Origin of the sequence: Halorubrum salinarum (assembly GCF_013267195.1) — an archaeon.
Classification (GTDB): Archaea; Halobacteriota; Halobacteria; order Halobacteriales; family Haloferacaceae; genus Halorubrum; species Halorubrum salinarum.
Genome location: NZ_CP053943.1, coordinates 90734 through 117639 on the forward strand (window position 1 = coordinate 90734; position 26906 = coordinate 117639).

Genomic DNA, 26906 nt, shown 5'->3' on the forward strand with positions numbered 1-26906 from the left:
GCCCGTGTGGTCCGTGTGGGCTCCGTGATCGTCGTGTGGGCCCCCTTCGTGACCGTTCGCCCCGCGGTCGTGTTCTGCGTCTCCGTGGTGAGTGTGTTCGGATTCGACTTGGTGGTGATCGTGTTCGGCTTCGTGCTCGTGCTGTACGTGTTCGTCCGGGTGTTCGGGTTCTGTGGGTGCCTCATCCGCCGCAGTGTGTGCTTCGTGCTCCGAGGGGTGGGACTGCTGCTCGGATGACGCGTGGGCTGATGCTCGTGGTTCCGACTCTGTTTTTAACCGGCAAATTCGACAACAGTAGACGGGTCCTTCGGATTGGTTCGAGGTGTGACCCTCTGCAGAGGGGGTTTCGGAGTTCTCGTGGTCTGGATGGTTGCTCATGGTGTGGGTGTTGGTGCCGTCCCTCATTATGCTGTCCAGACCCTGATACGGCGCGGTACCGTCAAGAGGGCCGGTGTCGAACGAGAACGGCGGTGCGCTCGTGGACGTGCGTTCCGGCGTTTCTCAGGCGTGGGAGGTGTATCCGGCGTCCTCGACGGCTTGAACGAGTGACGTGACGTCAGCGTCGCCGTCGACGCTCGCCTGTTCGGCCTCTCGATCGGCGGTCGCGTCGGTCACGCCGCTCACTTCTCGAAGCGCGTCTTCGACTGTCTGTTCACAGTGGCCGCAGGTCATGCCTTCGACGGTGATCGTCTGCGTCATACAGCTATACGTATGAGATGCACGTCTTTGTCAGTTACTGCTTCGAATCCAAAGTCAATCCTGAAAATGAAATGGCATACGAAGCCCAACGCTGGGAAACAATATTGTAATTCGAGATACCTACAGATAGATATGCGTGATTTAGATGAGACTGACATGAAGATCCTCTCGCTACTGGCAGAGGACGCGCGACGTCCGTTCAGCAGCATCGGTGAGGAGGTAGATCTCTCTGGTCCGGCCGTATCAGACCGCGTGAAACGGTTAGAGGAATCCGACATCATCAACGGGTTCACCGTCGACGTGAATCGCGCACAACTGCGAGCTGGCGTTCCGGTGTTCGTCCGGCTCGAAAACGATACCTCTGTCATCGAGCCACTTCGAAGCCGACTCCACGACGCGGATGGTATCGAACACCTCTTCGTTACTGCCGAGGGGAAAATATGGTTCTACGGTCGTGCGGAGGGGCAGAACGTTCGACGGTGGATCGATGGGCTTCTCGAGGAGACGCCATCGACGGACTACTCGGTAACGCTCGTCGACGACCTCGAATGGACACCCTCGCTCGACGGCACTGAGTTCGCAATTACATGTGCCGAGTGTGGGAATACGGTCGATAGCGAGGGCGAATCCGCTCGAATCGACGATGATGTCTATCACTTCTGTTGTTCGTCGTGCCGTGGTCGCTTCGAAGACCAGTATCAGCGACTCGAAGAAGGAGCGTAAGCTGTAGTCGCTGTTTCCTCTCTGGGTGGGGTCGTTGATATTGGCTTCCTTCGGCGGTGTAACGTTAATTTGCTTTAGAATCTGAATTCTATACTTGTCTAAAGCCCTGTTCTCGAAACAGTAACTGCACTAAGTAAGGACCACGTATTGTAGGGTACGAATGGGAACGCGAACTGTCCACCTCGATATCACGGGAATGTCCTGCGCCAACTGTTCGGCGACGATCCAGGACACCCTCGAATCCCTCACCGGGGTATCGGAGGCGAACGCGAACTTCGCCACCGACGAGGGCTCCGTCGAGTACGACCCCGAGGAGGTATCGCTCCGCGAAATCTACGACGCTATTGATGATGCCGGCTACGGCGCCGTCTCGGAGACGGCCACCATCGCCATCTCCGACATGACGTGTGCCAACTGTGCTGAGACCAACGAAACCGCGCTGGAGGCCACACCGGGCGTCATCGACGCCGAGGTCAACTACGCGACCGACGAGGCGCAGGTCACGTACAATCCTGCCGACACGTCGCTAGACGCGCTGTACGACGCCATCGAAGACACGGGGTACTCACCGGTTCGTGAGGACGACGGGGAATCCGGTGAAGATGCCCGTGACGCCGCACGACAGGCCGAGATTCGGAAACAGCTCCGGCTGACCCTGTTTGGCGCGGTGCTGTCGGCCCCGCTGCTGTTCTTCCTCGCCGAGAAGTTCCTGCTCGGCGGTGGCGTCCTCCCGGAGACGATTCTCGGGGTCGAGTTCGGCTGGGCAGAGTTCCTGCTGGCGACACCCGTCCAGCTGGTACTCGGCTGGCCGTTCTACAAGAACTCCTACAAGGCGCTCGTGAAGAACGGTCGCGCCAACATGGACGTGCTGATCGCGCTGGGTTCGACCACCGCGTACGTCTACTCCGTCGCAGTCTTGCTCGGCGTGATCGCCGGTGGGCTGTACTTCGACACCGCAGCGCTCATCCTCCTGTTCATCACGCTCGGGAACTACCTCGAAGCCCGCTCGAAGGGGCAGGCCGGCGAGGCGCTGCGGAAACTGCTGGAGATGGAGGCCGACACCGCGACCCTCGTCGACGAGGACGGGAACGAGGAGGAGATTCCCCTGGAAGACGTCGAGGTCGGCGACCGGATGAAGGTGCGACCGGGCGAGCAGATTCCCACGGACGGCGTCGTCGTCGACGGGCAGTCGGCGGTCGACGAGTCGATGGTCACGGGAGAATCGGTCCCCATCGAGAAGAGCGAGGGCGACGAGGTGGTCGGCTCCACCATCAACGAGAACGGCGTGCTCGTCGTCGAGGCGACGAAGGTCGGGAAGGACACGGCGCTCCAGCAGATCGTGCAGACGGTCAAGGACGCCCAGTCGCGCCAGCCCGACATCCAGAACCTCGCTGACCGCATCTCCGCGTACTTCGTGCCGGCCGTCATCGCGAACGCCGTTCTCTGGGGCGTCGTCTGGTACCTGTTCCCCGGAACTCTCGCGAGCTTCGTCGAGTGGCTCCCGCTGTGGGGTGCCGTGGCAGGTGGACCCGCAATTGCTGGAGGGACCGTCACCGTCTTCGAGTTCTCGATCATCGTGTTCGCGTCGGCCGTACTGATCGCCTGCCCCTGTGCGCTCGGGTTGGCGACGCCTGCCGCGACGATGGTCGGAACGACCATCGGCGCACAGAACGGCGTCCTGTTCAAGGGAGGTGACATCCTCGAGCGAGCGAAGGACGTGGACACGGTCGTCTTCGACAAGACCGGGACGCTGACGAAAGGAGAGATGGAGCTGACCGACGTGGTCGTGTTCGATAGTGACGGCCAACCGGTCGCGGACGGCGGCGACACCGCTGCCGATGGGGGTCAGCTAACCGCACGTGACCGCCTTAGCGAGGAAGACGTCCTTCGGCTCGCAGCCACGGCCGAGAGCGGGAGCGAACACCCGCTCGCCCGCGCTATCGTCAACGGAGCCAAGGATCGTGGCATCGACGTGACCGACCCCGAGGACTTCGAGAACGTCCCCGGACACGGCATCAAAGCGACCGTCGGTGACAGCGAGGTACTGGTGGGCAACCGGAAGCTGCTCCGCGACAACGGGATCGACCCCTCGCCCGCCCAGGAGACGATGGAACGCCTAGAGAACGAGGGGAAGACAGCCATGCTCGTCGCCTACGAGAACGAACTGGTTGGAGTGGTCGCTGATGCCGACACGATCAAAGAGAGCGCGAAGGACGCCGTACACCAACTACAGGAACGTGGTGTCGACGTGATGATGATCACCGGCGACAACGAGCGGACCGCCCGCGCGGTCGCCGAGCAGGTCGGCATCAACCCCGAGAACGTTCGCGCGGGGGTTCTCCCCGAGGACAAGTCCGACGCCGTCGAGACCATCCAGGACGAGGGCCGGAAGGCGATGATGGTCGGTGACGGCGTCAACGACGCGCCCGCCCTCGCCGTCGCGTACGTGGGGACGGCCATCGGCTCGGGGACGGACGTCGCCATCGAGGCCGCCGACGTCACGCTGATGCGCGACGACCCGCTCGACGTCGTGAAGGCCATCCGCATCTCGGACGCGACGCTCGCGAAGATCAAGCAGAACCTCGTCTGGGCGCTCGGGTACAACACCGCGATGATTCCGCTGGCGTCGCTAGGCCTGCTCCAACCGGTGCTCGCTGCCGGGGCGATGGCGTTCTCCAGCGTGTCGGTGCTGTCGAACAGCCTGCTGTTCCGACGGTACACCCCCGATCACGACTACAAACTGCTCGGGAAACTCCGCTGAACGCCAAATCCACTTGCTCCATGTCGTCTATTTCCCGCCGCACGGTGCACGCGTACCTCGTCGAGACGGCCGATACTGAGCCCACGTACCTTCGGGCTCGGGATATCGCCAGCGACCTCGACGGATCGCCGAAAGCCGTCGCACAGTATCTGAGCCAGCTCCAGGACGACCTCACCGACGTGTCGCTCGAACAGTGGGGACGCTCGAAGAGCACGACGTGGCGACTGGAGGTGAGCGAGTCGTGAGCACCGTCACTCACCGCGTCGAAACCGCCCTCCCCGCCACTGGAACTCGGGAGTGGTGGGTCCTGTATCTGCTCGCCCCGGTCGTCCTCGTCGGTGCAGCACTCCTCGCATTCCCGACGCTCGTCTACGACCGATTCGTCTGGCAGTATCTCTGGGGCCCGGTCGTCGCTGACGCTGCCGGCCAGCCAGTCACGCACGAGGGAATACGGGCCGTCCGCGGATACAACGCCGTGAACACGGTGACGTACCTCGCGGCAGTCGTGTACAGTCTCCCCGGGCTCCGAGCGTATCTCGACTCCCTCGATGTCACGTACGACGCTCGACTCGCGTACGGGTTCGCGCCAATCATCGTTGCTGGCGGAGCGATGCGCGCCCTCGAGGATATCGGCCTGCTCGGTGACTACGCCGTGCTGTTCATCACGCCGTCGATCTACTTCGTCGTCACCGCCGTCACCGTCCTCTCACTCGGCGTCGGCGCACTCGCGCGTAACCGGAATATCGGATCCATCCCGTCGATAGTCGGTCTCGTTGGAACGGTCTGGGCGATCGGTGCCGTCGGGTGGGCGCTCTGGTATGGGCTCTCGACGTCGGCTCCACTCCGCGTGTGGGTGCCGGTCGCGACGACGGGGATCGCCCTCGGCGTGACCGCGCTCTACTACTGGGGCGCGAGTCTTGTGGATATCGCACACCTCCGACACCCGTTGTCCCTGCTGGCCGTCTTCGGCCAGATGTGGGATGCGGCGCAGAATCTCATCGGCGTCACGTTCCTCGGCTATTCACCCAAGCTGGTCGTGACGAATCTCGTGTACCAGGCGACCGGATTCTCGGGATCGACGTTCGTCCTCAAACTCCTCGTGACTGGCGGTATCGTGTGGTACCTCGCGGACGCGAAAGAAGAAATGAATCACACTTGGTGGTGGCTCATGACGTTCTTCATCGGGGCGATTGGGCTCCCGATGGGCGTCCGTGGATCGCTTCGGATGATGCTCGGAGTCTAACAATGGAGACGATGAACACGAACGGTACGACACGGCAGTACGGCGCGGCAATCGCACTCGTCTCGGGAGTCTACTCGCTGCTCTCGGCGGTAACCGGCAGCGGGATGATGGAATCGAACAGCGGGCTCCTCATGGTGCTCCTCGGCGTCATCGTAGTCGTGCATGGCGTCGTTCTGCTGACGCCGTACGCGGATCGGCTCGGGAACACGAGCGGACCGCTGATGATCGGCTACTCGCTCGTGATGTTGCTCAATCAAGCGCTCGTCGGCGTCACCGGGAGTATGAACTGGGGAATGGGGTCCGGTATGAACGGCGGAATGGGTGGCGGGATGAGCGGCGGCATGGGGTCGTCGATGACTGCCGGGATGGGCTGGGACCTCGGAATGGTCGCGCTCGCAGTCCTGATGTTGATCAGCGGCGTGATTATGACGAACCGACGAAACGACAGCTCAGGGATGTAATTCGGCGAGACGAATGACATCCGCACCTACAGCGACCACGAATCGACTGCCCAGCTATCTCGCCCCACTCCCCCGGCGCGTTGAGGACCTCGCACTTCGGTACGCGTGGGTCATCGTCGCGATTAATCTAGCCGGGACTGCGTTCGGGTTCTGGTACTACCGCTTCCAGCTGGCCCAAACCCCGATAGTGATGTGGCCGTTCGTCCCCGATAGCCCCGCCGCGACGCTGTTTGTCGCGCTTAGTCTCGCCGCGTGGAAACTGGACTACGACGTCGAGTGGCTCCACATGCTCGCCTTCTTCGGCAATATCAAACTCGGGCTCTGGACGCCGTTCGTCCAGCTGGTTCTCAACGGGCCAGGTGGTATCGAACCCTGGCTCTACTGGTTCCTCATCGTAAGCCATCTCGCGATGAGTCTGCAGTCGTTCCTGATCTATCGCTACGCCGAGTTCTCGGTTGGTGCGGTCGCCGTCACCACCGTCTGGTACGGCCTCAACGACATCGTGGACTACTTCGCGCCGCTCGTCGGGGAGTTCCACCACACGTTCCTGCGGGCCGAACTCGTCAACGGCGCACTCGATCACTCGGTGCGAGCGCACGACCTCGCAGCGGCCGCGGCCGTGACGCTGACGCTCGCCGCGACGTTTCTCGCACTAGCGACACGGGTGAAGAAGCTCGAAACAACTGAGGAGTCCTCCGCACGAGGGGTGCGCCGATGAACGGCTATTCACGACGGTCGGTACTTCGCCGGAGCCGGAGTGTGCTAGCAGTCGGGGCAACCGCGATTGCTGGCTGTCTCGGAGGTAGCGGCCCGTCGGGTCCGACGGTGACGATGACGGGCGACCTGCGATTCGATCCGGCTGACGTCGCAATCGACCCCGGTCAGCAGGTCACCTGGGTGAACGAGAGTGGAGTCCCCCATACCGCATCGGCATACGAAGAAGGGATTCCCGACGAGGCGTCGTACTTCGCAAGCGGCGGCTACGAGTCCGAGCAGGCTGTCCGGCAGAGTACGTCAGCGAGAGGGTTTCTCGAACGAGGCGAAACCTACAGTTACACGTTCGACGTCACGGGGACGTACCAGTATTTCTGCCTGCCACACGAGGAAAGCGGGATGGTCGGACGTGTCATCGTCGAATGACCACGAGAGTCGACCTCACTCGATCACTGACGGTGGGTCGATGGGTATCCCGGCATTCCATCGGCCATCCATAGCCAGAGCCCCAGTATCGTGACGACGGTTTGCCCGAGTACATACGGGGTCGGAGACAACAGCGCGAGCAGGTCTCCGACCGTCTCGACGTGGTGATAGTCAGTTACGACCGGCCAGAACAGAAACAGTAGCGTCTCCTCGGGGACGAACAGGTAATCCACGAGGTCCGCAGCGAGGTGTGATCCATATCCGAGCGCGTACGCCGCGCCGACCCCCCACCGGTCCCTGTGTTTCGTGACATAGAAGACAATCAGGACGACGAGTGCCGCGGTGAACACCGAGTGCGCGACCGACCGACTCGGGAGCGATGGAAGTACAAACGCGAGTGGTTTGTCGACGAGATCCGGGAGCAACGCACCTCCGAACAGGGCGAAGATCGGGACATCGTCACATCGGTCAGTAGGGCCACCAGAAATGCCTCGGTAAACGAGATACGCGACTGCAGCGTGGACCCAAAAGAGCACACTCGACAACACTGTCCAGGCTATTTAAATCGTTCACGCACTGCTGCCCCGTCAGCATCACACGCTATCGATTTCGGAGCGAATAGTCTCGCGCTCGAAGTAGAGGATCTCCAGCCCCAGGAGGACGACCGTCACAACGAGAACCACACTGAAGACGGCGGGTTCCATCACGGCGAGGTGGTACACTAACGAAGGAAAGAACAGTACTGCACCCACCACGCCGACAGCGGGGAGGATACCTGTTCGAAGCCCCGCTCGATGCCTGAACGCGAGGAAACTCATCGACCCAAAGACGGTGATGAAGGCAAGCGACGCGAACGACGTGATTCCCTGAAGACTACCGTAGGCGGTGAACGCGGCCGTTATCAGGCCCAAGACGAGAAGTGTTCGCGTCGGAGCACCGTCGGCATCGGCGTCTCCGATCCGGTCGGGAAGTAGGTCGTCTTCAAGCATTCCCGTCGCAAAGTGGGCCGCCGAGAACAGCGTGGCGTTGATCGCGCTCCCAGTCGAGAACAGCGCCGCCACGGAAATGAGGATGAACCCCATCTGCCCCATGAACGGTTCGGCCGCGATGGCGAGTGACACCTCGGGGTTCGCGGCGATCGTTTCGGGCTGAAGCAGACCCGTCGTGACGACTGCTACGAGGACGTACAGCCCGAGAGAAGCGGGAATTGAGAGATAGATCGCCTGCGGGATGGTCGTCCGGGCGTTCCGAAGATTTCCCTCGTCGTAAAAGAGTAGCTGCCAGCCCTGAAAGGCGACAAATGAGAGGGCAGCGGACATGAGCAACCCGCCCGTCGCGACGGAGGAGAACCCGGTCGTCAGCTGTCCTGTCCGCGCTCCAAAATAGAACCCCCACACACCGAAAATGAGGAGAATCCCGACCTTTGCCGCGACGAGGAGCACCTCGGTCACGCCACTCGCCCGGGCGCCGAGGACGTTCAGCAGTACAAACCCCAGGACGCTGAGAACCGACACGACGGGGCGGAGTGGAACCCCGAGGGCTGTTTCGACGCCGAGAAGTTTCGTCGCGAAACTACCGAACGCGAACGCGTACATCCCCATCGACCCGATATAGCCAAACAGAAGCGTCCACCCGACCATCCCAGCGACCGTCGTCGACTCACCGAACTCCTGTAAGAAACTGACCGAACCGCCGGACACGTCGCCAAGCCGCTGGAGACGAACGTACGAGTAGCCAGCGCAGAACGCGACGACACCGCCGCCGGTAAAGGCGAGCCACGCCGCAGGCCCCGACATTTCCGCAACGACGCCAAGTACGGCGAAGATCCCACCCCCGATCATACCACCGAGCGCAATCGAGACTGCACCGAGACGGCCCAGCTTCTCGCTCATCGTCTCTCCGTTGGGGTGCCATCTTTAGACTTCTTGTTGTTTAGAATCCAAACCACCTCAGCCCGAGAAGTAGAAATCGTCTACTTCGATGCTCAGGTTCCGAAAAGCGAGTAGAACCACGCTTCAGTGTCCGGATGGAGACCGTTATGGACTGTCCGGACCGCCGCAGCGATTGATACTGCGAAGATAGCGTGAAGAAGATGTGTCGGAACCCAGCCGACCACGACTGCACTTGCCCCGAGGACGGCAGCACAGAGCGCTCCAACGCCGATTCTAAAAAAGAACGGCCGCTGAATCACCAGCACGGAGTCCCCGTAGAGCAGAGTGTAACAAAGGAACGCAAGCCCACCAGCGACGACTGCCGAGAGTAACGAGAAGAGGAGCGCCATCATCGGGATTCTCCCCCAGAATACCCAAGTCGCGGGTGAATATATCCGAGTGCGCCGAGTACGACTATGACACCGAGGAGAGCTCCGGTTTCCACTGCAGCGAGCAGGCCATGCGGAAGCGGTGTGAGCATCCCGAGATGGGCGATCCCGAACAGTAGCCCAACGAGCGGTACGCCAACGAGTAGGTGTCCATATATTCCCTCGTACTGGTGCCAGATAGCGGGCGTTTTGCTCACCGTGTACGCGGTGCTCGCGAGAATGATACCCGTCAAGAGAAGTTCGCTGTAGGACGTAAGCATACGACTATCTTCCCCAGCCAGCCACAAGTCAATTACTCCGCACCCGAAGTGGCATACCCCTTGATTCTAAATTCTGCTAGGGTTGTGATGCTGGTATCCAAAGGATCACAAACGATATATCCCACAGATGTAGCCACAACCGCATTAGGAGAGGAGCCCCTAAATGTAGGCCACCAAGACAATGGACAGATCAGATTACGCGATCCTCACGGTCATCGCCGTAATCACCGTCACCATCGGCATCGTCACGACGACGAAACCGCTCGGGACGTTCATCGTGGAGAGTGCGAGGCAGGCCGCGACGACGACCGCCGCGATGGCGTGGATCACCTGGTGGGCACTCGTCATCGGCTTCGCCATCGCCGGCGGCGTCGAGGCGTGGGTCTCGACCCAGCGGATCTCAGAGCTGCTCGAAGGCCACGGACCCCGCTCCATCGGCCTCGCGACGTTCTTCGGGTTCGTCTCCTCGTCGTGTTCGTACTCGGCCATCGCCACGGCGAAGAACCTCTACAAGAAGGGGGCGTCGGCTGCGGCGGCGCTGGCGGCATTCCAGTTCGCCTCGACGAACCTCGTCATCGAGATCGGCATCGTCATCTGGCTGCTGCTGGGTTGGGAGTTCCTGCTTGCCGATGTGGTCGGTGGACTGCTCCTCATCGGCCTGATGTCGGTCGGCTTCGTCTACGTCGTTCCCGACGAGGTCCTCGATGAAGCACGCGAGAACGTCACCGACGACGAGGGCATCACTGTCCAAGACCCGGTCTGTGGAATGGAGGTCGATCCTGAGGAAACCGACTACTCCATCGAACACAACGACCAGACGTACTACTTCTGCTCGCAGTCCTGCAAGGACTCCTTCGACCCCGAGGAAGCGAACACGTCGATTCCGGAAAAGGCGACCTCGTGGTCCGGGTGGAAATCGCTCGCGGACAAACAGTGGAAGGAGTGGGCGATGCTGTGGGACGAGATCGCCATCGGGTTCATTTTCGCCGGGCTCATCGCCGGGTTCATCCCCGAAGCCGTCTGGACGAGCGTCTTCTCCGGAGCCGTATTCGGCTTGCCGGTATACGTCCTCTGGACGGCCGCGCTGGGTGCGATCATCGGCGTCGTCACCTTCGTCTGTTCGGTCGGGAACGTCCCGTTCGGGACCGTCCTCTGGACGCGCGGGCTCCCCTTCGGGTCGGTGCTGTCGTACATCTTCGCGGACCTCATCGTTCCGCCGATCATGAAAGCCTACGACGAGTACTACGGGACGACGTTCGCGGCGGTGCTGTCCCTGATGATCTTCGTCACCGCCGTTATCGCCGGGTTCGTGGTTCACTTCCTGTTCTTGGGCCTGGGCCTCATCCCGTCGCGGGCCTCCGCGCAGATCGCCGAAGTGTCCATCGAACTCAACTACAAGCTCGTGTTGAACGTCCTCGCGACGGCGTTCTTCGCGTTCCTCTACTGGCTCCACAAACAGGATTCGGTGGCTGGCGGGGAACGCGGTGACGAGGGACATGTAGCAATGACGGACTGATTCTACCCCTGAGTGAGTAGCCGGCGAAGAACGAGGTGAAGGATGCCCCCGTTCTCGACGTATCGAACGGCTGCAGGCGTCCCGACCTGCGCAGTAACGGGGAATTCAACGGTCGATCCGTCGTCACGTTCGGCAACCACCGTGAGTTCCTCGTTCACGTTGAGACCATCGTCAAGCCCGTGAATCGCGACCCGTTCAGAACCGTCGAGACCGAGTGATTCCCACGAGTCGCCCTCGGCAAATTGGAGCGGGAGGACACTCATGCCGACGAGGTTGTCACGGAAGATGCGCTCGTAGCTCTCCGCGATGGTTGCGCGAACGCCGAGAAGGTCGGTCCCCTTCGCCGCCCAGTCGCGGCTCGATCCAGTGCCGAGTTCCTCGCCGGCGAACACGACCAGCGGCGTGTCGTCCTCGCGATAGCGACGGCTGGCCTCGAAGACAGTCGTTTGCTGGTCTGTAGGCTGGTGGATCGTGTAGCCACCCTCGACATCGTCGAGCATCTCGTTCTCGATGCGGACGTTGGCGAAGGTGCCGCGCATCATCACCTCGTGGTTGCCCCGGCGAGCGCCGTACGTGTTGAAATCGTGGGGTTCGACGCCCTGTTCGACGAGCCACTCCCCGGCCGGCTGCTCACGAGAGAACGGGCCCGCCGGGCTGATGTGGTCGGTCGTGACCGTGTCACCGAGCAACATGAGCGTCCGAGCGTCCTCGATATCCGCGACGCCCGGTTGCTCCAGCGGGAAGTCCTTGAAGAATGGCGGTTCTCGGATGTACGTCGAAGAATCGTCCCACTCGTAGACGTCACCGGTCGGCGCGTCGAGCGCCTCCCACCGCTCGTCACCCTCGAATACCTCAGCGTATTTCTCCTCGAACATCGACGAGTCGACGCTGTCGTGAACCGCCGCGTGGATCTCGTCAGCGCCGGGCCAGATATCCGCGAGGTAAACCGACTCGCCGTTGTCATCCGTTCCGAGCGGGTCTCGTTCGAGGTCGATATCCATGCGACCAGCAAGGCCATAAGCGACCACGAGCGGCGGACTGGCGAGGTAGTTCGCTCTGACCTTCGGGTGGATGCGCGCCTCGAAGTTCCGATTGCCCGAGAGGACGCTCGCCGTCCAGAGGTCCTCGGCGTCGATGGCGCGCTCGATGGGTTCGGGGAGTGGCCCGGCGTTCCCGATGCAGGTCGTACAGCCGTAGCCGACGACGTTGTAGCCGAGGTCTTCGAGATACGGCAGTAATCCCGAGGCTTCGAGGTATTCGGTGACGACGCGGCTCCCGGGCGCGAGGCTAGTCTTGACGTACTCGGGGACATCCAGGCCGTACTCGACGGCGTTGCGGGCGAGCAGGCCTGCGGCGAGCATCACCGAGGGGTTCGACGTGTTCGTACAGCTGGTGATGGCGCTGACGACGACGCTCCCATGCCTGATTTCGGTTGTCTCGCCGTCGAGGTCGACGTCGACCGTGTCGTTTAGTTCGCCCACGTCCGGTTCCGGGAGGTCGGCGTCGGGGCGGTCGGCGGCGACGCTGCTCTCGCCCAGCCAGCGGGTGAGTGCGTCCTCGTCGATGTCGTCGAGTTCGTCTTCGAACTCGCCGTGGACCAGCCCCCGGAAGTGGGTCTTCATATCGTCCATCGGGACACGGTCCTGGGGACGCTTTGGTCCCGCGAGACTCGGCGTGATCGTCGAGAGATCGAGCTCGACCGTCTCCGTGTACTCCGGATTCTGTTCGCCGAACAGCCCCTGCGCATCGAGATATTCGCGAACGAGTTCGATGTGCTCCTCGTCACGACCCGTGAGTTCGAGGTAGTCGAGCGTCGCTTCGTCGACGCCGAACATCGAGATGGTCGAACCCTGCTCGGGGGCCATGTTCGCGATAGTCGCCCGGTCGGGGACCGTGAGGTTCGCCACGCCGGGACCGAAGAACTCGACGAAGCGATCGACGACGCCAACCTCGCGAAGCTGTTCGGTGACGTGAAGCACGAGGTCAGTCGCAGTTGCACCCTCGGGGAGTTCTCCGGTAAGGCGGACCCCGACGACTTCGGGGAGGTTCATTGTGATGGGCTGGCCGAGCATCGCGGCTTCGGCCTCGATGCCACCGACGCCCCAGCCGACGACGCCGATGCCGCCGATCATCGGCGTGTGACTGTCCGTGCCGACAAGCGTGTCCGGAAGCAGCCAGTTCTCACCGTCACGCTCACGAGCGTGGACCACTTGGCCGAGATATTCGAGGTTTACCTGGTGGACGATGCCCGTTCCCGGCGGGACGACGCGGAAGTCGTCGAAGGCCTGCTGAGCCCACTTGAGCGCTCGATACCGCTCGCCGTTGCGCTCGTACTCCAGTTCGACGTTCTTCTCGTAGGCATCCTCGGAGCCGAAATAGTCGACCTGGACGCTGTGATCGATCACGAGGTCAATTGGAATCTCTGGCTCGACGATCGCGGGATCCTTGCCTTTCCGGTCAACCGCTGATCGGAGCGCAGCGAGGTCGACGACGGCAGGGACACCGGTGAGGTCCTGCAAGACGACCCGCGAGGGTGTGAACGGGAGTTCGACGTCCGGTACGTCAGGTTGCCACGACGCGACGTTTCGAACGTCCTCGGCGGAGATCGTGTCGCCGTCGACGTTCCGAAGGACGGATTCGAGGAGGACACGGATGCTGACCGGGAGACGGTCCAGTTCACAGAGTCCCGCCTCTTCGAGGGCGGTGAGATCCGCCATCCGATAGGCATCTCCGTCGAACTCGAACTCGCGTATCGCGTCGAAAGGATCGGTTTCGGCCATACCCTGAGCTACGGCGACCCGGCTCTTGAATCGTTTCCCGTAAGCCATCGGCTAGGCTGGACCGATTCGCTCCTTGGACCCAATCAGCAGTGAGACGCTCCGGTCACAGAATCCGGTCGAGTGTATCTGTAATCGAGGGAGATTCGACGATTCGGAGCCCTTGAACAGCCACGTCCGTCGGTTCGCTTGCCGGGATGATTAGCTCCCGTGCGCCGACTGCCCGCGCCGCGCGCGCTTTCCTCTCGATCCCGCCGACGGGAAGCAACGCGCCCTCGTCGTCGACGATCCCCGTCATGAGCGTCTCCTGTGAGAGCGACTGCTGGTGGAGGCTAGCAACGAGTGCGACGGTAAGCCCGGCCTCCCAACTCTTCCCGCGGAGTACAAGCACGCCGGAGGAGGGGGGCTCGAACGTGATGTGCGTCGCCATGTTGGTGAGCGACTTTCCGGTGAGACCTGTGGCCGTCTCCCTCGCCTCTCGGAGCGCGAGCTGGAGGTCGTGACGGACTTCGATTCCGTTCAGGTTGGCGAACAGTTCACCGTCCCCGTCGGTGAACTCGAACTCGAACGGGACGACGAGGCCGTCGCCGGAGCCGTCGACCGCTGGAAGATAGTAGCGTGTTGTCGCGGGAAGCGTGGCCCCGCCCGCAAGCGTCGCCAGCGACTGAAACCCGTCTCCCGCTCGCGTGAGACCGAGAACCACCCCAGCGCCGCCGACGCCCCCCAGGCCGAGTCCTGCGAGGAACCCTCGCCGTGACAGAATCGTCTCTTCTACCCGTCCTACAACGTCTCTTTCCGTATCGGACGGGCGAGAGACGGACGCGGAATCATCGGTGGGCATAGCAGTATGGTGCGTGGCTACGCTGGGGCTTGCGTGGTACTATGTAACACGGGTACAGTAATAAATGCTCTTCGTGTACGCGTTTCGAACGGGTACATCTATTTCGGTGTGCGCTGACGTATAGACACAGTCTCATCACCACTCATGACGCTCCGGTATCGGTCACTGGTCGGGCTCGTGGGCGTGAGCAGCGTTGTGACCGGGGTTGGCGTGTGGATCGCCTACCAGTTCGAACTTCTCTTGCTCGGAGTGACGACCCTCGCGACCTGGTCACTTCTGGTCGGACTCGTCGAGGAGGCATTCGTCCGGTTCGTCCCGCTGATACTCGTCTTCTACGGCTGGAGTTACCGTCGGGGGACGCTCCTCTCGAAGACCGAAGGGTTACTCGCGACCGTGGCCTCCGGGCTGACCGTTGCGCTCCTCGAACTCGTGCTCAAACTCGAGTATCTGTCGCGGCTGGAGGCGACAGTCCGGTTCGACTCGCTCGTGCTCCCGCTGGTGTTCGTCCACCTGCCGTTCGCGTTACTCGCCGGGCGGTTCGCGTACGCGCTCGGCGAGCGGATTCACGGCTCCGACGCCATCGGGCTCCCATCACTCTCTCGGCGAACCCTGGCGGCGCTCGTGCTCGGGTATCTCGCCCTCGCGTTCGCCCACGTCGGGTACAACGTGCTCATCTGAGAGCCGCTCGAACAGAGGGGAGTACTGCAAGACCGACGATCACCACACCCTGGACGAGGTGGGGATACTGCAACCGTTTCCCGAATCCGATGACAACCCCTTCGACGAGGACCCAAACGACGAGCGCGACGCCGACGGCGATGGCTGCCGGCCACGCCCATCGTTTTCGACGGTAGAGACCGTACACGACGACCAGCGGAAACACACCGAGGACACTGAAGAGGATGACCCCGGGAATCAGATAGCTCTCGAACGGGGAGCCAGCCAGAAGCGTCGACGAGATACCGATAAGACGCCCCGAGGGAGCGAGGATGAATTGGCCTCCGCCAGCGAGTCCCGACACGCCCAGCACACCAACCGTCGCGATGAGTGCCCAGAGCGAGAGTGGTCGATCTTGTTGCTGTGTTGAAATACCCATTCGTCGACGCTCCTCGGTCCTGATAAAAAGTACTCGCTACGACGGGAAAATTATGTGTCTCAGTGGCTGTCTTCTTCGTGGTCGTCACCGAGCGCCGTCCGAATCATCCCGTTCAGCTCTTCGAGCTTCTCGCGGACGCTTTCCGGCTTATCGGCCGGCGGCTCTTCGAGGGCGACCTGCTCGTGGGGGTCCGGCTCGCCGACGATGACGCTGCCGAGCATCCCGAGGCTCTCGTGGGGCGTGCAGTAGTAGTGGTAGACGCCCTCGGTCTCGAGGGTGTGTTCGAACGTCGCGCCCTGCTCGGAGACGATACCGCTGTCCCAGGCCGCAGCCCCGTCGGGAACGAGCTGGGGCTGATCGTTGTCGGAGTGGTAGGCGGTCGTCGAGTGACTCCCACTCTCGTTGTTCCAGGTGACGGTTCCCCCGACGTTCACCCGCACGACGTGTGGCTCGAAGTGGTAGCCCCCGTCCTCCGTAATCATGTTCACTTCGGCCGTATCGGACGGCGCTCCGACCGCTTCGTCGTGACCGCCCTCGTCATCGTGGCCGCTCTCTTCGTCGCTGTGACCGCTCTCCGTACCTTCGTCGTTGCCACTCTCGGTCGGCGACGCGTTTGCCGCCTCGCTGTCGTTATTCTGCGTTCCAGTGCACCCGGCAAGCCCAACGACTGCTGCACCGCCAGTCAGCTGGAGCATCCGTCGACGCGTGATTGAGTCGGTCATGCCATCGGTCACCTTACAGGTGAACCTACACGGGCTGGGCATATAATCCGGAAAGCAGATTTGCTGGGTCAGCAAATCGGCGTTTCTTTATATACCCACCCACAACAACACGGATTGTGAGTGAGGAGCGAGATATCTCGAGGATTCTCGAAATCCTTGACGACGACTATGCACGCGCGATCCTCGAGTCGACTCGCCGAAAACATCTGTCCGCCAAGGAACTCAGCGAAGAGTGTGACATGTCAGTCTCGACAGTTTCCAGACGGGTCAACACGTTACTGGAGTACGATCTGCTTATCGAGCGAACGCACGTTGATCCCGACGGTCATCATTACAGTGAATACGAAGCCCAACTCGACCGCGTCGAGGTCCAGCTCCTCGAATCAGGATTCGACGTCCGTATCGAACTTCGAGAAGACGCGCCCGACAGATTTGCTCGGTTGTGGAACACAATGAGGAACGAATAACCATGCACCCCGGACTCATCGTCGCAAAGCTCGTCACAATGGTTCTGGGATTCGTGATCGCCTATCAGGCCTATCGAGGGTACCGACGTAGCAACAGTCAATCGATGCTGTACCTCGCGGTCGGGTTCGCCATTATCAGCTTCGGCGCAATCGTCGAAGGAATCTTGTTCGACGTGGTTGGCCTGACCTTACATAATGCGGGAACGGTGGCAACAACCATCGTCGCGATTGGCATGCTTACGATCCTCTACGCTCTATACGGACGTGACCCGCAGAAACTGGAGGACTGACTAATGGTGGATACGACAACAGCCGTTCTCGTGGCCGTCCGCTTGGCTGTCCTTGGCCTCGGTATTCTGATCACGTACTACAGTTTCAAGGCGTATCGACGAACGAGGACGTACTATATGAGAAACGCTGCAATCGGATTCGGGATCATCACCCTCGGTGTGTTCATCGAAGGAGTACTGTTCGAGTTCGGGGGGCTCGATCTCGCTTTCGTCCATATCATCGAATCGGTCGCCATCGGTCTCGGATTCGTGGTGCTTCTCATCTCACTTCGCTGGTAGCTCGAGCCACGGCTATACTCCTCGAATGGTTAAAATGAGCTCATCTGAGTTCCGGAGATCCTGTTCGATCACACTTCCGAGGAGCCGTCGTGAAAGGCCGGATCGTCCGTGTGTTCCCATCACGACGAGGTCGTTCCCGTGTTGATCCAGTATTTCCTTATTGCCTGATGAGGAACGGCGTGAGTGATCTCAGCAACGACTAAAACATCGTCGGCAGCTGCCCGGGACTGGACATTTTCGACGACAGTCTCTCCGTTTTGCTCCAATACTTGCTGCAGTTTGTCCCACGTCCATTCCGGACGAGACGCGTAGGCACCTCTATCCACAATGTAGAGGGCATGAGGTGTCGGATCGTACGTCCGAGCCAAATCAAGAGCGTGAGTGACTGATGATCGTCGAGCCACGCCGCAAGGTCGCGGGCGTTCCCACTGTGTCGGTCCATCCGGATGGGGAGCGTCTTCGTTCCGCGAAGGACGAGGAAGCACGCGAACGGGTCCGGTGTCGCTCCCACGCTGTTCTGGTAGAACCCCAACTGCTCGTCCAAGCCTTCGTCGTCCGTGACCAAGGCGCCGCCGACGACATCGGAGTGACCGCCGAGGTACTTCGTCAACGAATGAGCGACGATATCTGCGCCTAACTCTAATGGGCGCTGGAGATACGGTGTCGCGAACGTGTTGTCCACGGTACAGAGAGCGCCGTACTCGTGTGCGATTTCGGCGATCTCCGCGATATCGACGACCTGCATAAGTGGATTCGTCGGCGTCGCGAGCCATACGACTTCCGTCGCCGAGGAGACCGCCTCTCGGTCTCGGTCACGTATGGTCTCATCGGGATGCTCGTCGGGGCCGTCTTCAACCGCCTAGCCGGGATGTGGCTGATGCTGATTCTCCCGATGCTCGATATCGGACTGTTTCAGGATCCGCTGTTTATTCAATCTGAACCTGATTGGTGGATGAAACTCTTTCCGGGCTATTGGCCAGTCCGTGTAATGGTCGATACCGGACTCACAACCGACGTAGATACGGCTCTCTCGTTGGTGTGGGCTACTGGATATCTTCTCCTCGTAGCCGTGCTCGCAATTGGTGTTTACTACCGAGCCACACAGGCGAGTTGATCACAAGAGAAATCAGTCATAAATGGAACAAAACAAGTCACGGGATCGTTCTGAAATCAAAGGTATCGGTGAGGGCGGTATTCTCTAATCCCCGAATCACTTGACCCCGGTGAGTTCACCCTCTCACGGTGGCAATCAGTTGGAGATGTCCTCATCAGTAGCATCTAATCGCTCACGGCGACGTCTATACTCCTCCTCGTCAATTTCGCCCCTGGCATAGCGGTTCTGGAGCGTTTTTCTGGCTGAGTCGTCGGTAGTCGATTGAGGAGATTTTTGGTTTCCAAGCCAGTAGAGCCCGCCACCGAGAACGCCCAGCATTCCGAGTACGCCACCAACAGCTGGTAGCCCTCCAACTCCACCTCCGTTGCGGCCACTCATCATTCCAGAACCACCTCGTCCCATCATTCCACCACCAGTATTCCCGCTTCCATCGCTGCTTGAGCCGTAGGCGACTGTACCCTGGTCAACAATCGCCTCACTCGATGGGACCTCTCCATCCGGGATTGAATCCTCCTCTGCCGGTCCGCCAGGACTGCCAACTACGATCCGTCCGACCATCCCAATCGACTTGTGCGGGATGCAGTAGTAATCATACGTCCCTGGCGTTTCGAACGTATATTCGAAGCTCCCGTCTGAGATCGTCCCACTATCGAAGGCGGAAGCGCCCTCCGGAATACGATCTGCGTACGCCGTAGCGGAATGTGCCCCCGCTGCGAGTTCAAATTGAACGGTTGTCCCGGGATCAACACGTAGGCCGATTGGGTCGAAGTAATTGTTTCCCATCTCCACGATGGGCGTCTCCTGTGCGTTCGCTGACTGAGCAAAGCCGGTGCTGGCGACTGCGCTGGCACCGACAATGCCTAAGAATTGACGTCGGCTGTGATGTGTCATGTTGTCTGGATCATTCTTCGGTGGGTAGCTACGCGCGATACTGGTGCGAAGACTTCGGACGTGACTCACTCCGAACTTGTCGTTTGTTCCCATTACTACTCATAACCATATGCTGAATCGAGCACACCATTTCGATGTAACGGAACGATGCTGCCGAACGGTTGGTTTCGATACCCTCGAGTCGATCCGCAGGTGTTCAAACGGGTGAAACGCGGTTTGGGTAGTGGTCACTCTGATTGTTCGAGCTTTTCTCGTCGGGCTTCGAACTCTTCGTCCGTGAGATCGCCACGAGCGTACGCCAGACGTAACTCTTCCATCGCGGGATTATGAGACGTCTGTGTCTCGCTCATCCGCCGGAAGATGAGATATCCACCGCCCAGAAGCGCAAGGAGGAAGATGACCGGGACGAGCATCCCGATGAGGGGCCACCAACCACCTGTGGTACCGTACTGGCCCATCATTCCTCCGTATCCCATCATCCCACCGAACCCCATACCCATTGTGAGCAAGGGAAGGAGGATGAACGCTCCGAGGACGATGAGCAGTATCGTCGTCGTATCCAGTTGATCCGATGATGCCATCAGAGATCAGGCCTCCGATGCGGATCCGAACTCGTCAGTTACGGCTGCCAGTACGCGGTCGAATCGTTCGCTGACCTCGGTCGCGACGGAGTCAAGCGCGTCGTTATCAGCGATCCCGACTAACTGTTCCGGGTCGACCGCACTCACCACGATGACGCCGTCATCGTTCTCGTAGACGATGACGTTACAGGGCAAGAGCGCACCGAGTTCAGTTTCTACACTCAACCCTTCGTATGCCAGCGGAGGATTGCACGCACCGAGGATGCGATACTGGCGGAACTCCTCACCGAGTTTCTCCTTGAGCGTCGCCTGAATGTCGATGTCACAGAGAACACCGAATCCCTCGTCTTTGAGCGCGGCATTCGTTGCGTCGACGACATCGTCGAACTCTCCATCAATCTTGGTTTGTATTGTGTAACTCATGTAATACTGTATCCTGTTTACGCACTTAAGCGTTCGGTCCCGTCGCCCCAACTGGCAGACGAGAATTTTTTCTCGACGATGCTCCTTCTATTTCGGTCATGGGCACTACTCGAGTTGCTTTCGTCGACGTTCGAACTCTTCATCGGAGAGTTCACCGCGAGCGTAACGCTCACGAAGAACCGAAAGCGGCCGACTATCACTCCTCTCAGAATCTCTGTTGAGGAGTGAGTAGACGAGATAGAGCGGGACGACGATTAGGAGCCCCATCCAAAGGAAGCTCCAGAGGCCCATTCCACCGCTGAAGACCCCCCAACCGCCGCTACCCATCATACCGCCGCCGTAGCCTCCACCACCGTGAGCCGCTGCGGTGCCCGTTGCTACAATCAACAGCGGAACCGCTAGTATTGCGATTCGACGAGTCGTCCGCCCGAGAGTGTTGGTGTAGTGTGTCATTGTGATCGTTGAGTCAGTAAGTCGAATATCTATCGTGTCAGACGAGGATCCGAACAGGGATCGTTAGCAGCCGTACCCCTGTCCGTTCATCCCCGTCGCGGTGTGATTGTCGTCCGCCATATCTTGGGCCATCTCGTCGACGGTCACGCCCATGTGCGCTTCCATCTCGTCAACGGCATTCGGGCCCATGTAGTCGGTCATGTGACCTTCCATCCAGGCCGCCCAGTCTGCTGCACTACCATCGGCTGGCGTCCCTTCAGCTGCCGTCTCGTTCCCCTGGATCGGTTCGTCACCGTGTGCGCTAACTACCGGGGCGGCAAACGCGAGTCCGACAATCGCGAGCACCACGAGCAGCCATCGTCCGAGGTTTCGGTTGGTCATTGTTTTTCGCCTCAAGTAGTCATACGGTGGGTTCGGAGTTATCTTCGTGGGAGTGAACTCAAACAGGAGAGCGTTCAAGAACGTCTATAACGCCATCTAAACGTTTTCTACTGACGGGATCGTTCATACCTGCCGAATTCGAAAGGATCAGAGGAATGGTGAGAGCAAAGGGGATCCGTCGAGACTGTTCACCTCATTGCGGCGATCCAGACAATAACCACGGTTCAGGCGGCGAGGGAGGCTCGGGTATTGCTGACCACGAACGAGATGGATCAGTTCCCTCGGAACTGGTGATACTGCCTCGTGAGTGCCTGACGATGGTAGAGGATTCCAATTGTCATGAGGAACAGAACGGTCGCAATTTCGTAGCCATACGCACCAAGCAATAACATCGTTGAAGAACCACTCAGTCCGCCTGCAAGTAGTACGGCAAACAACGGGCTAACGCAGGCAGGGCACGCCACAATCCCGACTATTCCTCCGACTGCCGACTGCGAGAAATCAAGCAATGCATCATAGACGAGATACGCCAGCGCGAACAGGCCAACCGCTTGGTAAGGAATGAGCGAGACCGTGATCAGGTCACCTGTATAGACGAAGACCGGACTCCATCCCAAAGATCGACCCCACGTTATTCCGAAGCCGCTTGGTCCAGTGAGCTGCCCGAAATGAGAGGTGCTCGGTCCAAGTAATCCTGAAAAATAAAACATCACGATGAGGTATAGAGCAACGACAAGTGCAGCACCGAGACGATACGCTCGACGTGTCGTCCCAGGTCGGGTATGCCAAATCACCCAGAGTGAGGCGGTGAACCAAATGAACGGAAGGACGAAATGGGTCCACCGACTCCCCATATCCCCTGTGAAATATGCGTACACCAGTCCGGCGATCAACTGTGTAGCGAGGAGGAGATTGAGCAACGTACTTGACTTGAGAAGTCGGCTAACATGATCGCTTTCGAGTGTTGCTTGTGACATGATGGGGTAGTGTTTGTATGAAGTTCTAGGTCTGTTGGTTCTGTAGGTCATCACTCGGATACACGCGATAGGTCCGACCCTGTCGTTCCCGGTACAGCAACCCGCGCTCTTCGAGTGAACTCACAGTCTGGCTCACTTTGCTCTTCGAGAACTCAGATCGATCCCGAAGTTCGATCTGCGTAATTCCAGGGGAGTTCAGGACGGGTTCGAGGACGCGTCGTTCATCATCCGGTAAGAGATCAAGAACCCGCCCCTGTGGGTCCGATTCAGGATTGATAGACGTCGCCGGCGAGGCTTCATCGTCCACCGACGTAGCCGTTGCCGACGATGTCTGTGTGGGATCGACAGGCGCCGTTGTGCCGGCCACTTCCGGATCAGTGAGTTCTCCCCGGACCACGTAATAGACGCCACCGATAACGCCAGCAACCAGCAGGGTTCCAACCACGTACCAGAGGGGGTCTGGGCCGTGCATCGTTCCCATAGATGAACCCATCATTGACCCCATCGATTGCTCGATAGCCCGACGCTGTTGATAGGCCCGCCAACTGAGTACCCCGCCGGCCAGGAGAACGAACCCGAGAAGCACACCGACGACAGTATCTGCTCGACGGCGATTCATATGACAGCCCCGAGTTGCGGGATTTGACTATTCATACCGTCTATTTGAGCGCAGTAGGTGTGACAATTGCGGATTGAAACTGTGATGATGAACCCCATCACAGCGGATGAACCACAGTGCGATCATCAGTGGTCATGATCGTGATCGTGGCTCGATATTTGCGGGCTTTGATTAGTAAATTCCGTTGGTTCTTCTTCGAACGTACGCTTGCATTTCTTTGAGCAAAAATAGTACGTCGTCCCATCGTGGGACGCACTCGGGCCCTCATCGTCGGTTCGCATCCCGCACACCGGATCTCGATACTGACCTGGTGCGCCGAGTCCCCGCCGGTAGACATACAGAAGGAACCCGGAGAGCGCAAAGGCGATAATATTGAGGTAGAACGTGTAGTTGAGCTCGAAGTACGTCTGTTCAGTCGCCGTCTCGCCGCCCGCCAGATCTGGAACGATACCCAGCGCGTCGAACAGCAGCTCCATGAGGAAGCCGGAGAACGCCATCGTGACGAAGAAGACGCCGAGGATGTACAGCATCACCTTCCAGCCGTAGTACTTCCGGTAGACGTTCAGGACGGGCACGGTGATGAGGTCGGCGTAGACGAACGCGATGATCCCGGCGAAGCTGACGCCACCACCCCAGAGCGCGACGGCGAACGGGACGTTGCCCATACTGCCGACGAAACTGAGGACGGCGATGATGACGCCCATGACGGCGTTCTCGGCAGTCACGAGCAGGCCGTCGCCCTGAATGAACAGCGTGTTCCACACCCACTGCGGGACGAAGACGATGACGAACCCAGAAATAAGGAAGCCGGCGACGATGTCTTTCCAGATCATCGACCACTCCTTGCGGTACTGATTCCCGACCTTGTACCAGCCACCCCACGACAGCAACTCGTCACGCCACCCGCCGCTACTCGACGTCTCCTGGCGATAGGTCTCCATACAGCCCTCCGAGCAGAATTTGAGCGTCTCACCGCCGTCGGTCGTGAGCGTGTACTCGTCTTTCCCCTCCATCCCGCAGGTGGGATCTTCCGTGACGCCCGCCTGGCGGTCGCGCTCGTTGAGCTTCTCGCGGACTTCGTTAAACAGGTTTTCGGGAAGCGTGAGGTGGACGATGGCGGCCATGACGGCGATGAGAATCAGGCCGCCGAGCAGTTCCGCGACGAGGAACTCCCAGCCAAGCAGGATGAGAATCATCAGCCCTAGTTCGACGATGAGGTTCGTCGACGCGAACATGAACGCGAGGAAGTTCACCGCGTGCGCCCCCTTCTTGAACAGGCCCTTCCCGATGGCGACGGCGCCGAAACTACAGCCACTGCTTGCTGCTCCGAACACAGTCGCCTTGGTAAGTCCAGTTAGATCGCCCTCACCCAGCACCTGTGCCATCCGCTCCTTCGAGACGTAGACCTGGACGAGACTCGTAATCGTGAGGCCCATGATGATCGCCCACGCCGCCGTCCAGAGAAATCCGACACCGATACGAAGGGATTCAAGAACTCCGTCGATTATCGTCGCCTGCATAGGTGTATCATTGTAGGGATCATCTATTGCGGTTTTGATTAGAATATACTGCCTATGAGGGTATCAGTACTATGGCATCGTAACCGTCGGCCATAGATGATCTATCGTGAAGAGGGGAAAACATTGCAAACCTCCACAAGCTCCACGGAATCCGACTTCAGATTCAAAAGGGGAATCTGATTAAATCACGCCGACGTATTAGAGGCTAATGGGACCAGTAGAGACCGATGATATCCCAAATGAGGGGAACACCACCTGGAAGAACAGCCTTCGCCGGCCTGCTCGGTTGTCCAGTACGGTAACTGTCACATCCACTTCCTAATTTACGATGGCTGTCGATCTGGCAATCCATGATGCACTCGTTCTCACAGCCGACGAGCGGAACCGCCTGTACGAGCGCGGCACAGTATGCATCACCGATGGCTGTATCGAAGAAGTCCGACCATCACGTGCAGGAGACGGAGAATTAGAAGCATCCACCGTTATCGACGGGAACGGGAAACTGGTGATGCCGGGGTTGGTGAACGCCCACACGCACCTGGAGATGACACCGCTCATCGGTGCGTTTAGCGAACTCGAGCTGACGGAGATGCTTGGGAGTGGGACGGCCTTGTTTAACAGATTAGGGAACGGCGAATTCGAGTACCTCGTCGAGGCAGGCGTCGAGCTCGCAGCGCTCAATTTCCTCTTGGGCGGTGTCACGACCGTGAACTCGATGGACGCACGGCCTGCCGCAGGTGCAGAGGCGTTCGGGGAAGCAGGGCTCCGCGGATTTTTCGGCCCGGCGATCTCGGACCTCTTCTGGGACCAACCAGTCGATCAGCAGTTCGCCCGTGCTCGCGAGTTCGTCGAAACGTACCACGACACGTACGACGGCCGAATCAGGGCGACGATCTGCCCGCACGACGACTGGTCGTGTACCCGGCAGCTGTGGGAACGGACCGCATCCCTCGCCGCAGAGTATCCGGACCTGCTCGTCCACACGCACTTGCTCGAACTCGAGGAGAGTAACACGATGGCACGAGCGAACGGTGGCGAGGACTCGGTAGGATTGCTCGACGACGTTGGACTCCTGGACGACCGACTGGTCGCTGCTCACTTCCGCCTCGGCGACGAAGAGGACATCCAGCGAACCGCCGAGGCGGACGCGGCTGTTGCGCACTGCCCGTCCGTCTTCTGTTACTGGAATCCGGACGGGGAGACGCAGTGGACGCCCGTTCCCGAGCTTCGAGCCGCCGGCGTCGACGTCGGAGTAGGGATTGACGACCACTACTGGCACGACTCGTACAGCATGTTCGGTGAAGCGCGGCAAGCTCGGCTGGCGGCAAATCTCAAGCGTTCAGCCGGGCAGTTCGACTCGATGGAACTGATACGAATGCTCACTATCGAGGGCGCACGCGCGCTGGGGATGGGCGACGAGATCGGCAGTATCGAAGCGGGAAAGCGCGCGGATATTATCCTCCTCGACGTCGACAAACCGAAGTTCACGCCACTGACCAACGTTCCCGCACAGGTCGTGAACAACGCGGTGCCGGCCGACGTCGAGACAGTGATCGTTGACGGCGACGTCGTCCTCCGGAATGGTGTGCCCGAGACAATGGACTCGGACGACGTGCGACAGCGAGTAAATCAGGCTGTCGAACGCTTCATGGACGAGACAGGCTGGGAGTTAGACATTGGTGGTAGTGAACCGCCGACCAGCATCGAGACTGTACGGGACCTCCCAAAGCGTGGCCCTGCGCGACTCCTGACTCGCCTCGCGATGCAATCCGCGCGTGATCGGTTCTCCTTCTAAGACCCTGCCAGCGTAGGGGTGGTTCCCCCTCAGGAATTTCTGTGGGCGCGAACGAACGCACGTCGCAGGACGGTCAGAAGAACGTACGTCTCGTACTTCTGGGTCTGGCAGTGCTCGCAGGGCTGCATATCCTCGACGATCTCCTCAATAGCGTCGTCGTACTCGTCGGTGAGCGTAGTGAGCGCGTCCGTGATCTGGGGCTGGGCAGCGTCGATCATCTCCTCGACGGCGGCGTCGGCCGAATCTGGTAGTGAGTACGAGAGGACGATCGTGTTCGCGTGGTAGTACTTCGTCGTCCCACCACGCCCCTCCTCGAAGCGAACGACGTCGACGAGGCCCGCATCCCGGAGCTCGTTGATGTGATGGCGGACCGTGTTCTCCGTCCGGTCGATGCCGCGATCGTCGAGGCGTTCGTGGACCTCGGTCGCAGTTAGGGCTTCCTCGGACAGAATGTCGAGGACCATCGCCCGCATCGGCTCGTCGATGGCGTCCGAAATCCGAGTGTCTCGCACCGCGATGTCGTCGAGACGGTGGTCGGTATCGGAATCACTCATACG

The 26906-nt window shown here is 60.0% G+C and carries 34 protein-coding genes and 1 pseudogene; 15 read left to right on the forward strand and 20 right to left on the reverse strand.

Annotation, left to right across the window (positions count from 1 at the left end):
* Window positions 1–15 precede the first annotated feature (15 nt).
* The gene (locus tag HPS36_RS16505) at window positions 16–237 is read left to right on the forward strand and encodes a hypothetical protein (protein ID WP_173231027.1); all 222 of its coding nucleotides are present in this window, start codon (window positions 16–18) and stop codon (window positions 235–237) included.
* Window positions 238–501: 264 nt separating this feature from the next.
* Here HPS36_RS16505 and HPS36_RS16510 read toward each other — a convergent pair whose 3' ends face one another.
* Window positions 502–699, reverse strand: coding sequence for a heavy-metal-associated domain-containing protein (locus HPS36_RS16510; protein ID WP_049983694.1), 198 nt, complete (start codon window positions 697–699; stop codon window positions 502–504).
* Between the two features lie 132 nt (window positions 700–831).
* On the opposite strand from HPS36_RS16510, the gene HPS36_RS16515 reads away from it, so the two are divergent.
* The 7 genes from HPS36_RS16515 (at window position 832) to HPS36_RS16545 (ending at window position 7027) form a co-directional block, all read left to right on the forward strand.
* Window positions 832–1422: an AsnC family transcriptional regulator gene (locus tag HPS36_RS16515; RefSeq protein WP_049983693.1), complete on the forward strand. Its 591-nt coding sequence runs from the start codon at window positions 832–834 to the stop codon at window positions 1420–1422.
* A gap of 160 nt (window positions 1423–1582) precedes the next feature.
* Window positions 1583–4183: a heavy metal translocating P-type ATPase gene (locus HPS36_RS16520; RefSeq protein WP_049983692.1), complete on the forward strand. Its 2601-nt coding sequence runs from the start codon at window positions 1583–1585 to the stop codon at window positions 4181–4183.
* Window positions 4184–4227: 44 nt separating this feature from the next.
* Window positions 4228–4428 (forward strand): DUF7123 family protein, encoded by a 201-nt coding sequence (locus HPS36_RS16525; RefSeq protein WP_230455299.1) that lies wholly within the window; start codon window positions 4228–4230, stop codon window positions 4426–4428.
* The gene (locus tag HPS36_RS16530) at window positions 4425–5426 is read left to right on the forward strand and encodes a DUF63 family protein (RefSeq protein ID WP_049983690.1); all 1002 of its coding nucleotides are present in this window, start codon (window positions 4425–4427) and stop codon (window positions 5424–5426) included. Before HPS36_RS16525 ends, HPS36_RS16530 begins: the two co-directional genes overlap by 4 nt.
* Window positions 5427–5428: 2 nt before the next feature.
* Window positions 5429–5887 (forward strand): hypothetical protein, encoded by a 459-nt coding sequence (locus HPS36_RS16535; RefSeq protein ID WP_049983689.1) that lies wholly within the window; start codon window positions 5429–5431, stop codon window positions 5885–5887.
* Between the two features lie 13 nt (window positions 5888–5900).
* Window positions 5901–6605 (forward strand): DUF1405 domain-containing protein, encoded by a 705-nt coding sequence (locus HPS36_RS16540; protein WP_049983688.1) that lies wholly within the window; start codon window positions 5901–5903, stop codon window positions 6603–6605.
* A 113-nt stretch (window positions 6606–6718) separates the two neighbouring features.
* Window positions 6719–7027, forward strand: a complete 309-nt coding sequence (locus tag HPS36_RS16545; RefSeq protein ID WP_230455297.1) for a plastocyanin/azurin family copper-binding protein — start codon at window positions 6719–6721, stop codon at window positions 7025–7027.
* Between the two features lie 23 nt (window positions 7028–7050).
* Here the strand turns inward: HPS36_RS16545 and HPS36_RS16550 are convergent, their stop codons facing one another.
* The 4 genes from HPS36_RS16550 to HPS36_RS16565 form a co-directional block, all read right to left on the reverse strand.
* A complete protein-coding gene (locus HPS36_RS16550; protein WP_049983686.1) occupies window positions 7051–7563 on the reverse strand; it encodes a metal-dependent hydrolase in 513 nt (170 codons plus the stop codon).
* Between the two features lie 57 nt (window positions 7564–7620).
* Window positions 7621–8919: an APC family permease gene (locus HPS36_RS16555; RefSeq protein ID WP_049983685.1), complete on the reverse strand. Its 1299-nt coding sequence runs from the start codon at window positions 8917–8919 to the stop codon at window positions 7621–7623.
* A 92-nt stretch (window positions 8920–9011) separates the two neighbouring features.
* A complete protein-coding gene (locus HPS36_RS16560; RefSeq protein WP_049983684.1) occupies window positions 9012–9311 on the reverse strand; it encodes a hypothetical protein in 300 nt (99 codons plus the stop codon).
* Window positions 9308–9607 (reverse strand): hypothetical protein, encoded by a 300-nt coding sequence (locus tag HPS36_RS16565; protein WP_155118453.1) that lies wholly within the window; start codon window positions 9605–9607, stop codon window positions 9308–9310. The genes HPS36_RS16560 and HPS36_RS16565 overlap by 4 nt, the downstream gene beginning before the upstream one ends.
* Before the next feature lie 181 nt (window positions 9608–9788).
* Here HPS36_RS16565 and HPS36_RS16570 point away from each other — a divergent pair, with 181 nt between their 5' ends.
* Window positions 9789–11123 (forward strand): permease, encoded by a 1335-nt coding sequence (locus HPS36_RS16570; RefSeq protein ID WP_049983683.1) that lies wholly within the window; start codon window positions 9789–9791, stop codon window positions 11121–11123.
* A gap of 2 nt (window positions 11124–11125) precedes the next feature.
* On the opposite strand, the gene acnA is transcribed toward HPS36_RS16570, so the two are convergent.
* Both acnA and HPS36_RS16580 read right to left on the reverse strand, forming a co-directional pair.
* A complete protein-coding gene (acnA, locus tag HPS36_RS16575) occupies window positions 11126–13903 on the reverse strand; it encodes an aconitate hydratase AcnA (protein ID WP_173231028.1) in 2778 nt (925 codons plus the stop codon).
* A gap of 103 nt (window positions 13904–14006) precedes the next feature.
* Window positions 14007–14603, reverse strand: a complete 597-nt coding sequence (locus HPS36_RS16580; protein WP_049983681.1) for a S16 family serine protease — start codon at window positions 14601–14603, stop codon at window positions 14007–14009.
* Window positions 14604–14918: 315 nt separating this feature from the next.
* On the opposite strand from HPS36_RS16580, the gene HPS36_RS16585 reads away from it, so the two are divergent.
* Entirely contained in the window at window positions 14919–15419 is a 501-nt protein-coding gene (locus HPS36_RS16585) for a hypothetical protein (RefSeq protein ID WP_235681787.1), read from the forward strand.
* On the opposite strand, the gene HPS36_RS16590 is transcribed toward HPS36_RS16585, so the two are convergent.
* Entirely contained in the window at window positions 15412–15837 is a 426-nt protein-coding gene (locus HPS36_RS16590) for a hypothetical protein (protein WP_049983679.1), read from the reverse strand. The two genes, HPS36_RS16585 and HPS36_RS16590, sit on opposite strands and share 8 nt — an antisense overlap.
* 59 nt (window positions 15838–15896) lie before the next feature.
* On the reverse strand, window positions 15897–16559 hold the full coding sequence (locus tag HPS36_RS16595) for a cupredoxin domain-containing protein (RefSeq protein WP_049983678.1): 663 nt from the start codon (window positions 16557–16559) through the stop codon (window positions 15897–15899).
* A gap of 116 nt (window positions 16560–16675) precedes the next feature.
* On the opposite strand from HPS36_RS16595, the gene HPS36_RS16600 reads away from it, so the two are divergent.
* The 3 genes from HPS36_RS16600 to HPS36_RS16610 are packed head-to-tail and all read left to right on the forward strand — an operon-like array spanning window position 16676 to window position 17595.
* Window positions 16676–17026 (forward strand): ArsR/SmtB family transcription factor, encoded by a 351-nt coding sequence (locus HPS36_RS16600; protein ID WP_049983677.1) that lies wholly within the window; start codon window positions 16676–16678, stop codon window positions 17024–17026.
* Window positions 17027–17028: 2 nt separating this feature from the next.
* The gene (locus HPS36_RS16605; RefSeq protein ID WP_049983676.1) at window positions 17029–17316 is read left to right on the forward strand and encodes a DUF7521 family protein; all 288 of its coding nucleotides are present in this window, start codon (window positions 17029–17031) and stop codon (window positions 17314–17316) included.
* A gap of 3 nt (window positions 17317–17319) precedes the next feature.
* Complete coding sequence (locus HPS36_RS16610) at window positions 17320–17595, forward strand: DUF7521 family protein (protein WP_049983675.1); 276 nt, start codon at window positions 17320–17322, stop codon at window positions 17593–17595.
* Window positions 17596–17607: 12 nt separating this feature from the next.
* On the opposite strand, the gene HPS36_RS17060 is transcribed toward HPS36_RS16610, so the two are convergent.
* Window positions 17608–17715: a universal stress protein gene (locus HPS36_RS17060; RefSeq protein ID WP_080506111.1), complete on the reverse strand. Its 108-nt coding sequence runs from the start codon at window positions 17713–17715 to the stop codon at window positions 17608–17610.
* Between the two features lie 238 nt (window positions 17716–17953).
* A pseudogene (locus HPS36_RS16620) lies at window positions 17954–18424 on the reverse strand (PLP-dependent transferase); the annotation flags it as partial.
* 3 nt (window positions 18425–18427) lie between these two features.
* Between HPS36_RS16620 and HPS36_RS16625 the strand changes: the two are divergent.
* On the forward strand, window positions 18428–18709 hold the full coding sequence (locus HPS36_RS16625) for a hypothetical protein (RefSeq protein WP_233562218.1): 282 nt from the start codon (window positions 18428–18430) through the stop codon (window positions 18707–18709).
* A 135-nt stretch (window positions 18710–18844) separates the two neighbouring features.
* On the opposite strand, the gene HPS36_RS16630 is transcribed toward HPS36_RS16625, so the two are convergent.
* From HPS36_RS16630 to HPS36_RS16665, 8 genes are all read right to left on the reverse strand, one after another.
* The gene (locus HPS36_RS16630; protein ID WP_227262414.1) at window positions 18845–19693 is read right to left on the reverse strand and encodes a plastocyanin/azurin family copper-binding protein; all 849 of its coding nucleotides are present in this window, start codon (window positions 19691–19693) and stop codon (window positions 18845–18847) included.
* 134 nt (window positions 19694–19827) lie between these two features.
* The gene (locus HPS36_RS16635) at window positions 19828–20181 is read right to left on the reverse strand and encodes an SHOCT domain-containing protein (RefSeq protein WP_049983674.1); all 354 of its coding nucleotides are present in this window, start codon (window positions 20179–20181) and stop codon (window positions 19828–19830) included.
* A 6-nt stretch (window positions 20182–20187) separates the two neighbouring features.
* A complete protein-coding gene (locus tag HPS36_RS16640; RefSeq protein WP_004048654.1) occupies window positions 20188–20604 on the reverse strand; it encodes a DUF302 domain-containing protein in 417 nt (138 codons plus the stop codon).
* 105 nt (window positions 20605–20709) lie between these two features.
* On the reverse strand, window positions 20710–21057 hold the full coding sequence (locus HPS36_RS16645) for an SHOCT domain-containing protein (RefSeq protein WP_049986201.1): 348 nt from the start codon (window positions 21055–21057) through the stop codon (window positions 20710–20712).
* A gap of 63 nt (window positions 21058–21120) precedes the next feature.
* Window positions 21121–21438, reverse strand: coding sequence for a hypothetical protein (locus tag HPS36_RS16650; protein WP_004048656.1), 318 nt, complete (start codon window positions 21436–21438; stop codon window positions 21121–21123).
* Between the two features lie 272 nt (window positions 21439–21710).
* On the reverse strand, window positions 21711–22415 hold the full coding sequence (locus HPS36_RS16655; protein WP_173231029.1) for a DUF7546 family protein: 705 nt from the start codon (window positions 22413–22415) through the stop codon (window positions 21711–21713).
* Between the two features lie 25 nt (window positions 22416–22440).
* Window positions 22441–23034 carry a helix-turn-helix transcriptional regulator gene (locus HPS36_RS16660; RefSeq protein ID WP_173231030.1) on the reverse strand — a complete coding sequence of 198 codons (594 nt, stop codon included), beginning with the start codon at window positions 23032–23034 and terminating at the stop codon, window positions 22441–22443.
* Between the two features lie 125 nt (window positions 23035–23159).
* On the reverse strand, window positions 23160–24554 hold the full coding sequence (locus HPS36_RS16665) for a permease (protein WP_173231031.1): 1395 nt from the start codon (window positions 24552–24554) through the stop codon (window positions 23160–23162).
* A 328-nt stretch (window positions 24555–24882) separates the two neighbouring features.
* Between HPS36_RS16665 and HPS36_RS16670 the strand changes: the two genes are divergently transcribed.
* A complete protein-coding gene (locus HPS36_RS16670) occupies window positions 24883–26349 on the forward strand; it encodes an amidohydrolase family protein (RefSeq protein ID WP_173231032.1) in 1467 nt (488 codons plus the stop codon).
* A gap of 29 nt (window positions 26350–26378) precedes the next feature.
* Here the strand turns inward: HPS36_RS16670 and HPS36_RS16675 are convergent, their stop codons facing one another.
* Window positions 26379–26903: an ArsR/SmtB family transcription factor gene (locus tag HPS36_RS16675; protein WP_004048660.1), complete on the reverse strand. Its 525-nt coding sequence runs from the start codon at window positions 26901–26903 to the stop codon at window positions 26379–26381.
* Between the last annotated feature and the right edge of the window lie 3 nt (window positions 26904–26906).

Coding starts and splice junctions, on each gene's coding strand:
- HPS36_RS16510 (WP_049983694.1), bottom strand. CDS start 699: ATGACGCAGACGATCACCGTCGAAGGCATGACCTGCGGCCACTGTGAA.
- HPS36_RS16515 (WP_049983693.1), top strand. CDS start 832: ATGCGTGATTTAGATGAGACTGACATGAAGATCCTCTCGCTACTGGCA.
- HPS36_RS16520 (WP_049983692.1), top strand. CDS start 1,583: ATGGGAACGCGAACTGTCCACCTCGATATCACGGGAATGTCCTGCGCC.
- HPS36_RS16535 (WP_049983689.1), top strand. CDS start 5,429: ATGGAGACGATGAACACGAACGGTACGACACGGCAGTACGGCGCGGCA.
- HPS36_RS16540 (WP_049983688.1), top strand. CDS start 5,901: ATGACATCCGCACCTACAGCGACCACGAATCGACTGCCCAGCTATCTC.
- HPS36_RS16545 (WP_230455297.1), top strand. CDS start 6,719: ATGACGGGCGACCTGCGATTCGATCCGGCTGACGTCGCAATCGACCCC.
- HPS36_RS16555 (WP_049983685.1), bottom strand. CDS start 8,919: ATGAGCGAGAAGCTGGGCCGTCTCGGTGCAGTCTCGATTGCGCTCGGT.
- HPS36_RS16560 (WP_049983684.1), bottom strand. CDS start 9,311: ATGATGGCGCTCCTCTTCTCGTTACTCTCGGCAGTCGTCGCTGGTGGG.
- HPS36_RS16565 (WP_155118453.1), bottom strand. CDS start 9,607: ATGCTTACGTCCTACAGCGAACTTCTCTTGACGGGTATCATTCTCGCG.
- HPS36_RS16570 (WP_049983683.1), top strand. CDS start 9,789: ATGGACAGATCAGATTACGCGATCCTCACGGTCATCGCCGTAATCACC.
- acnA (WP_173231028.1), bottom strand. CDS start 13,903: ATGGCCGAAACCGATCCTTTCGACGCGATACGCGAGTTCGAGTTCGAC.
- HPS36_RS16590 (WP_049983679.1), bottom strand. CDS start 15,837: ATGGGTATTTCAACACAGCAACAAGATCGACCACTCTCGCTCTGGGCA.
- HPS36_RS16595 (WP_049983678.1), bottom strand. CDS start 16,559: ATGACCGACTCAATCACGCGTCGACGGATGCTCCAGCTGACTGGCGGT.
- HPS36_RS16605 (WP_049983676.1), top strand. CDS start 17,029: ATGCACCCCGGACTCATCGTCGCAAAGCTCGTCACAATGGTTCTGGGA.
- HPS36_RS16610 (WP_049983675.1), top strand. CDS start 17,320: ATGGTGGATACGACAACAGCCGTTCTCGTGGCCGTCCGCTTGGCTGTC.
- HPS36_RS17060 (WP_080506111.1), bottom strand. CDS start 17,715: ATGGGAACACACGGACGATCCGGCCTTTCACGACGGCTCCTCGGAAGT.
- HPS36_RS16625 (WP_233562218.1), top strand. CDS start 18,428: ATGCTCGTCGGGGCCGTCTTCAACCGCCTAGCCGGGATGTGGCTGATG.
- HPS36_RS16630 (WP_227262414.1), bottom strand. CDS start 19,693: ATGGGAACAAACGACAAGTTCGGAGTGAGTCACGTCCGAAGTCTTCGC.
- HPS36_RS16635 (WP_049983674.1), bottom strand. CDS start 20,181: ATGGCATCATCGGATCAACTGGATACGACGACGATACTGCTCATCGTC.
- HPS36_RS16640 (WP_004048654.1), bottom strand. CDS start 20,604: ATGAGTTACACAATACAAACCAAGATTGATGGAGAGTTCGACGATGTC.
- HPS36_RS16645 (WP_049986201.1), bottom strand. CDS start 21,057: ATGACACACTACACCAACACTCTCGGGCGGACGACTCGTCGAATCGCA.
- HPS36_RS16650 (WP_004048656.1), bottom strand. CDS start 21,438: ATGACCAACCGAAACCTCGGACGATGGCTGCTCGTGGTGCTCGCGATT.
- HPS36_RS16655 (WP_173231029.1), bottom strand. CDS start 22,415: ATGTCACAAGCAACACTCGAAAGCGATCATGTTAGCCGACTTCTCAAG.
- HPS36_RS16660 (WP_173231030.1), bottom strand. CDS start 23,034: ATGAATCGCCGTCGAGCAGATACTGTCGTCGGTGTGCTTCTCGGGTTC.
- HPS36_RS16665 (WP_173231031.1), bottom strand. CDS start 24,554: ATGCAGGCGACGATAATCGACGGAGTTCTTGAATCCCTTCGTATCGGT.
- HPS36_RS16670 (WP_173231032.1), top strand. CDS start 24,883: ATGGCTGTCGATCTGGCAATCCATGATGCACTCGTTCTCACAGCCGAC.
- HPS36_RS16675 (WP_004048660.1), bottom strand. CDS start 26,903: ATGAGTGATTCCGATACCGACCACCGTCTCGACGACATCGCGGTGCGA.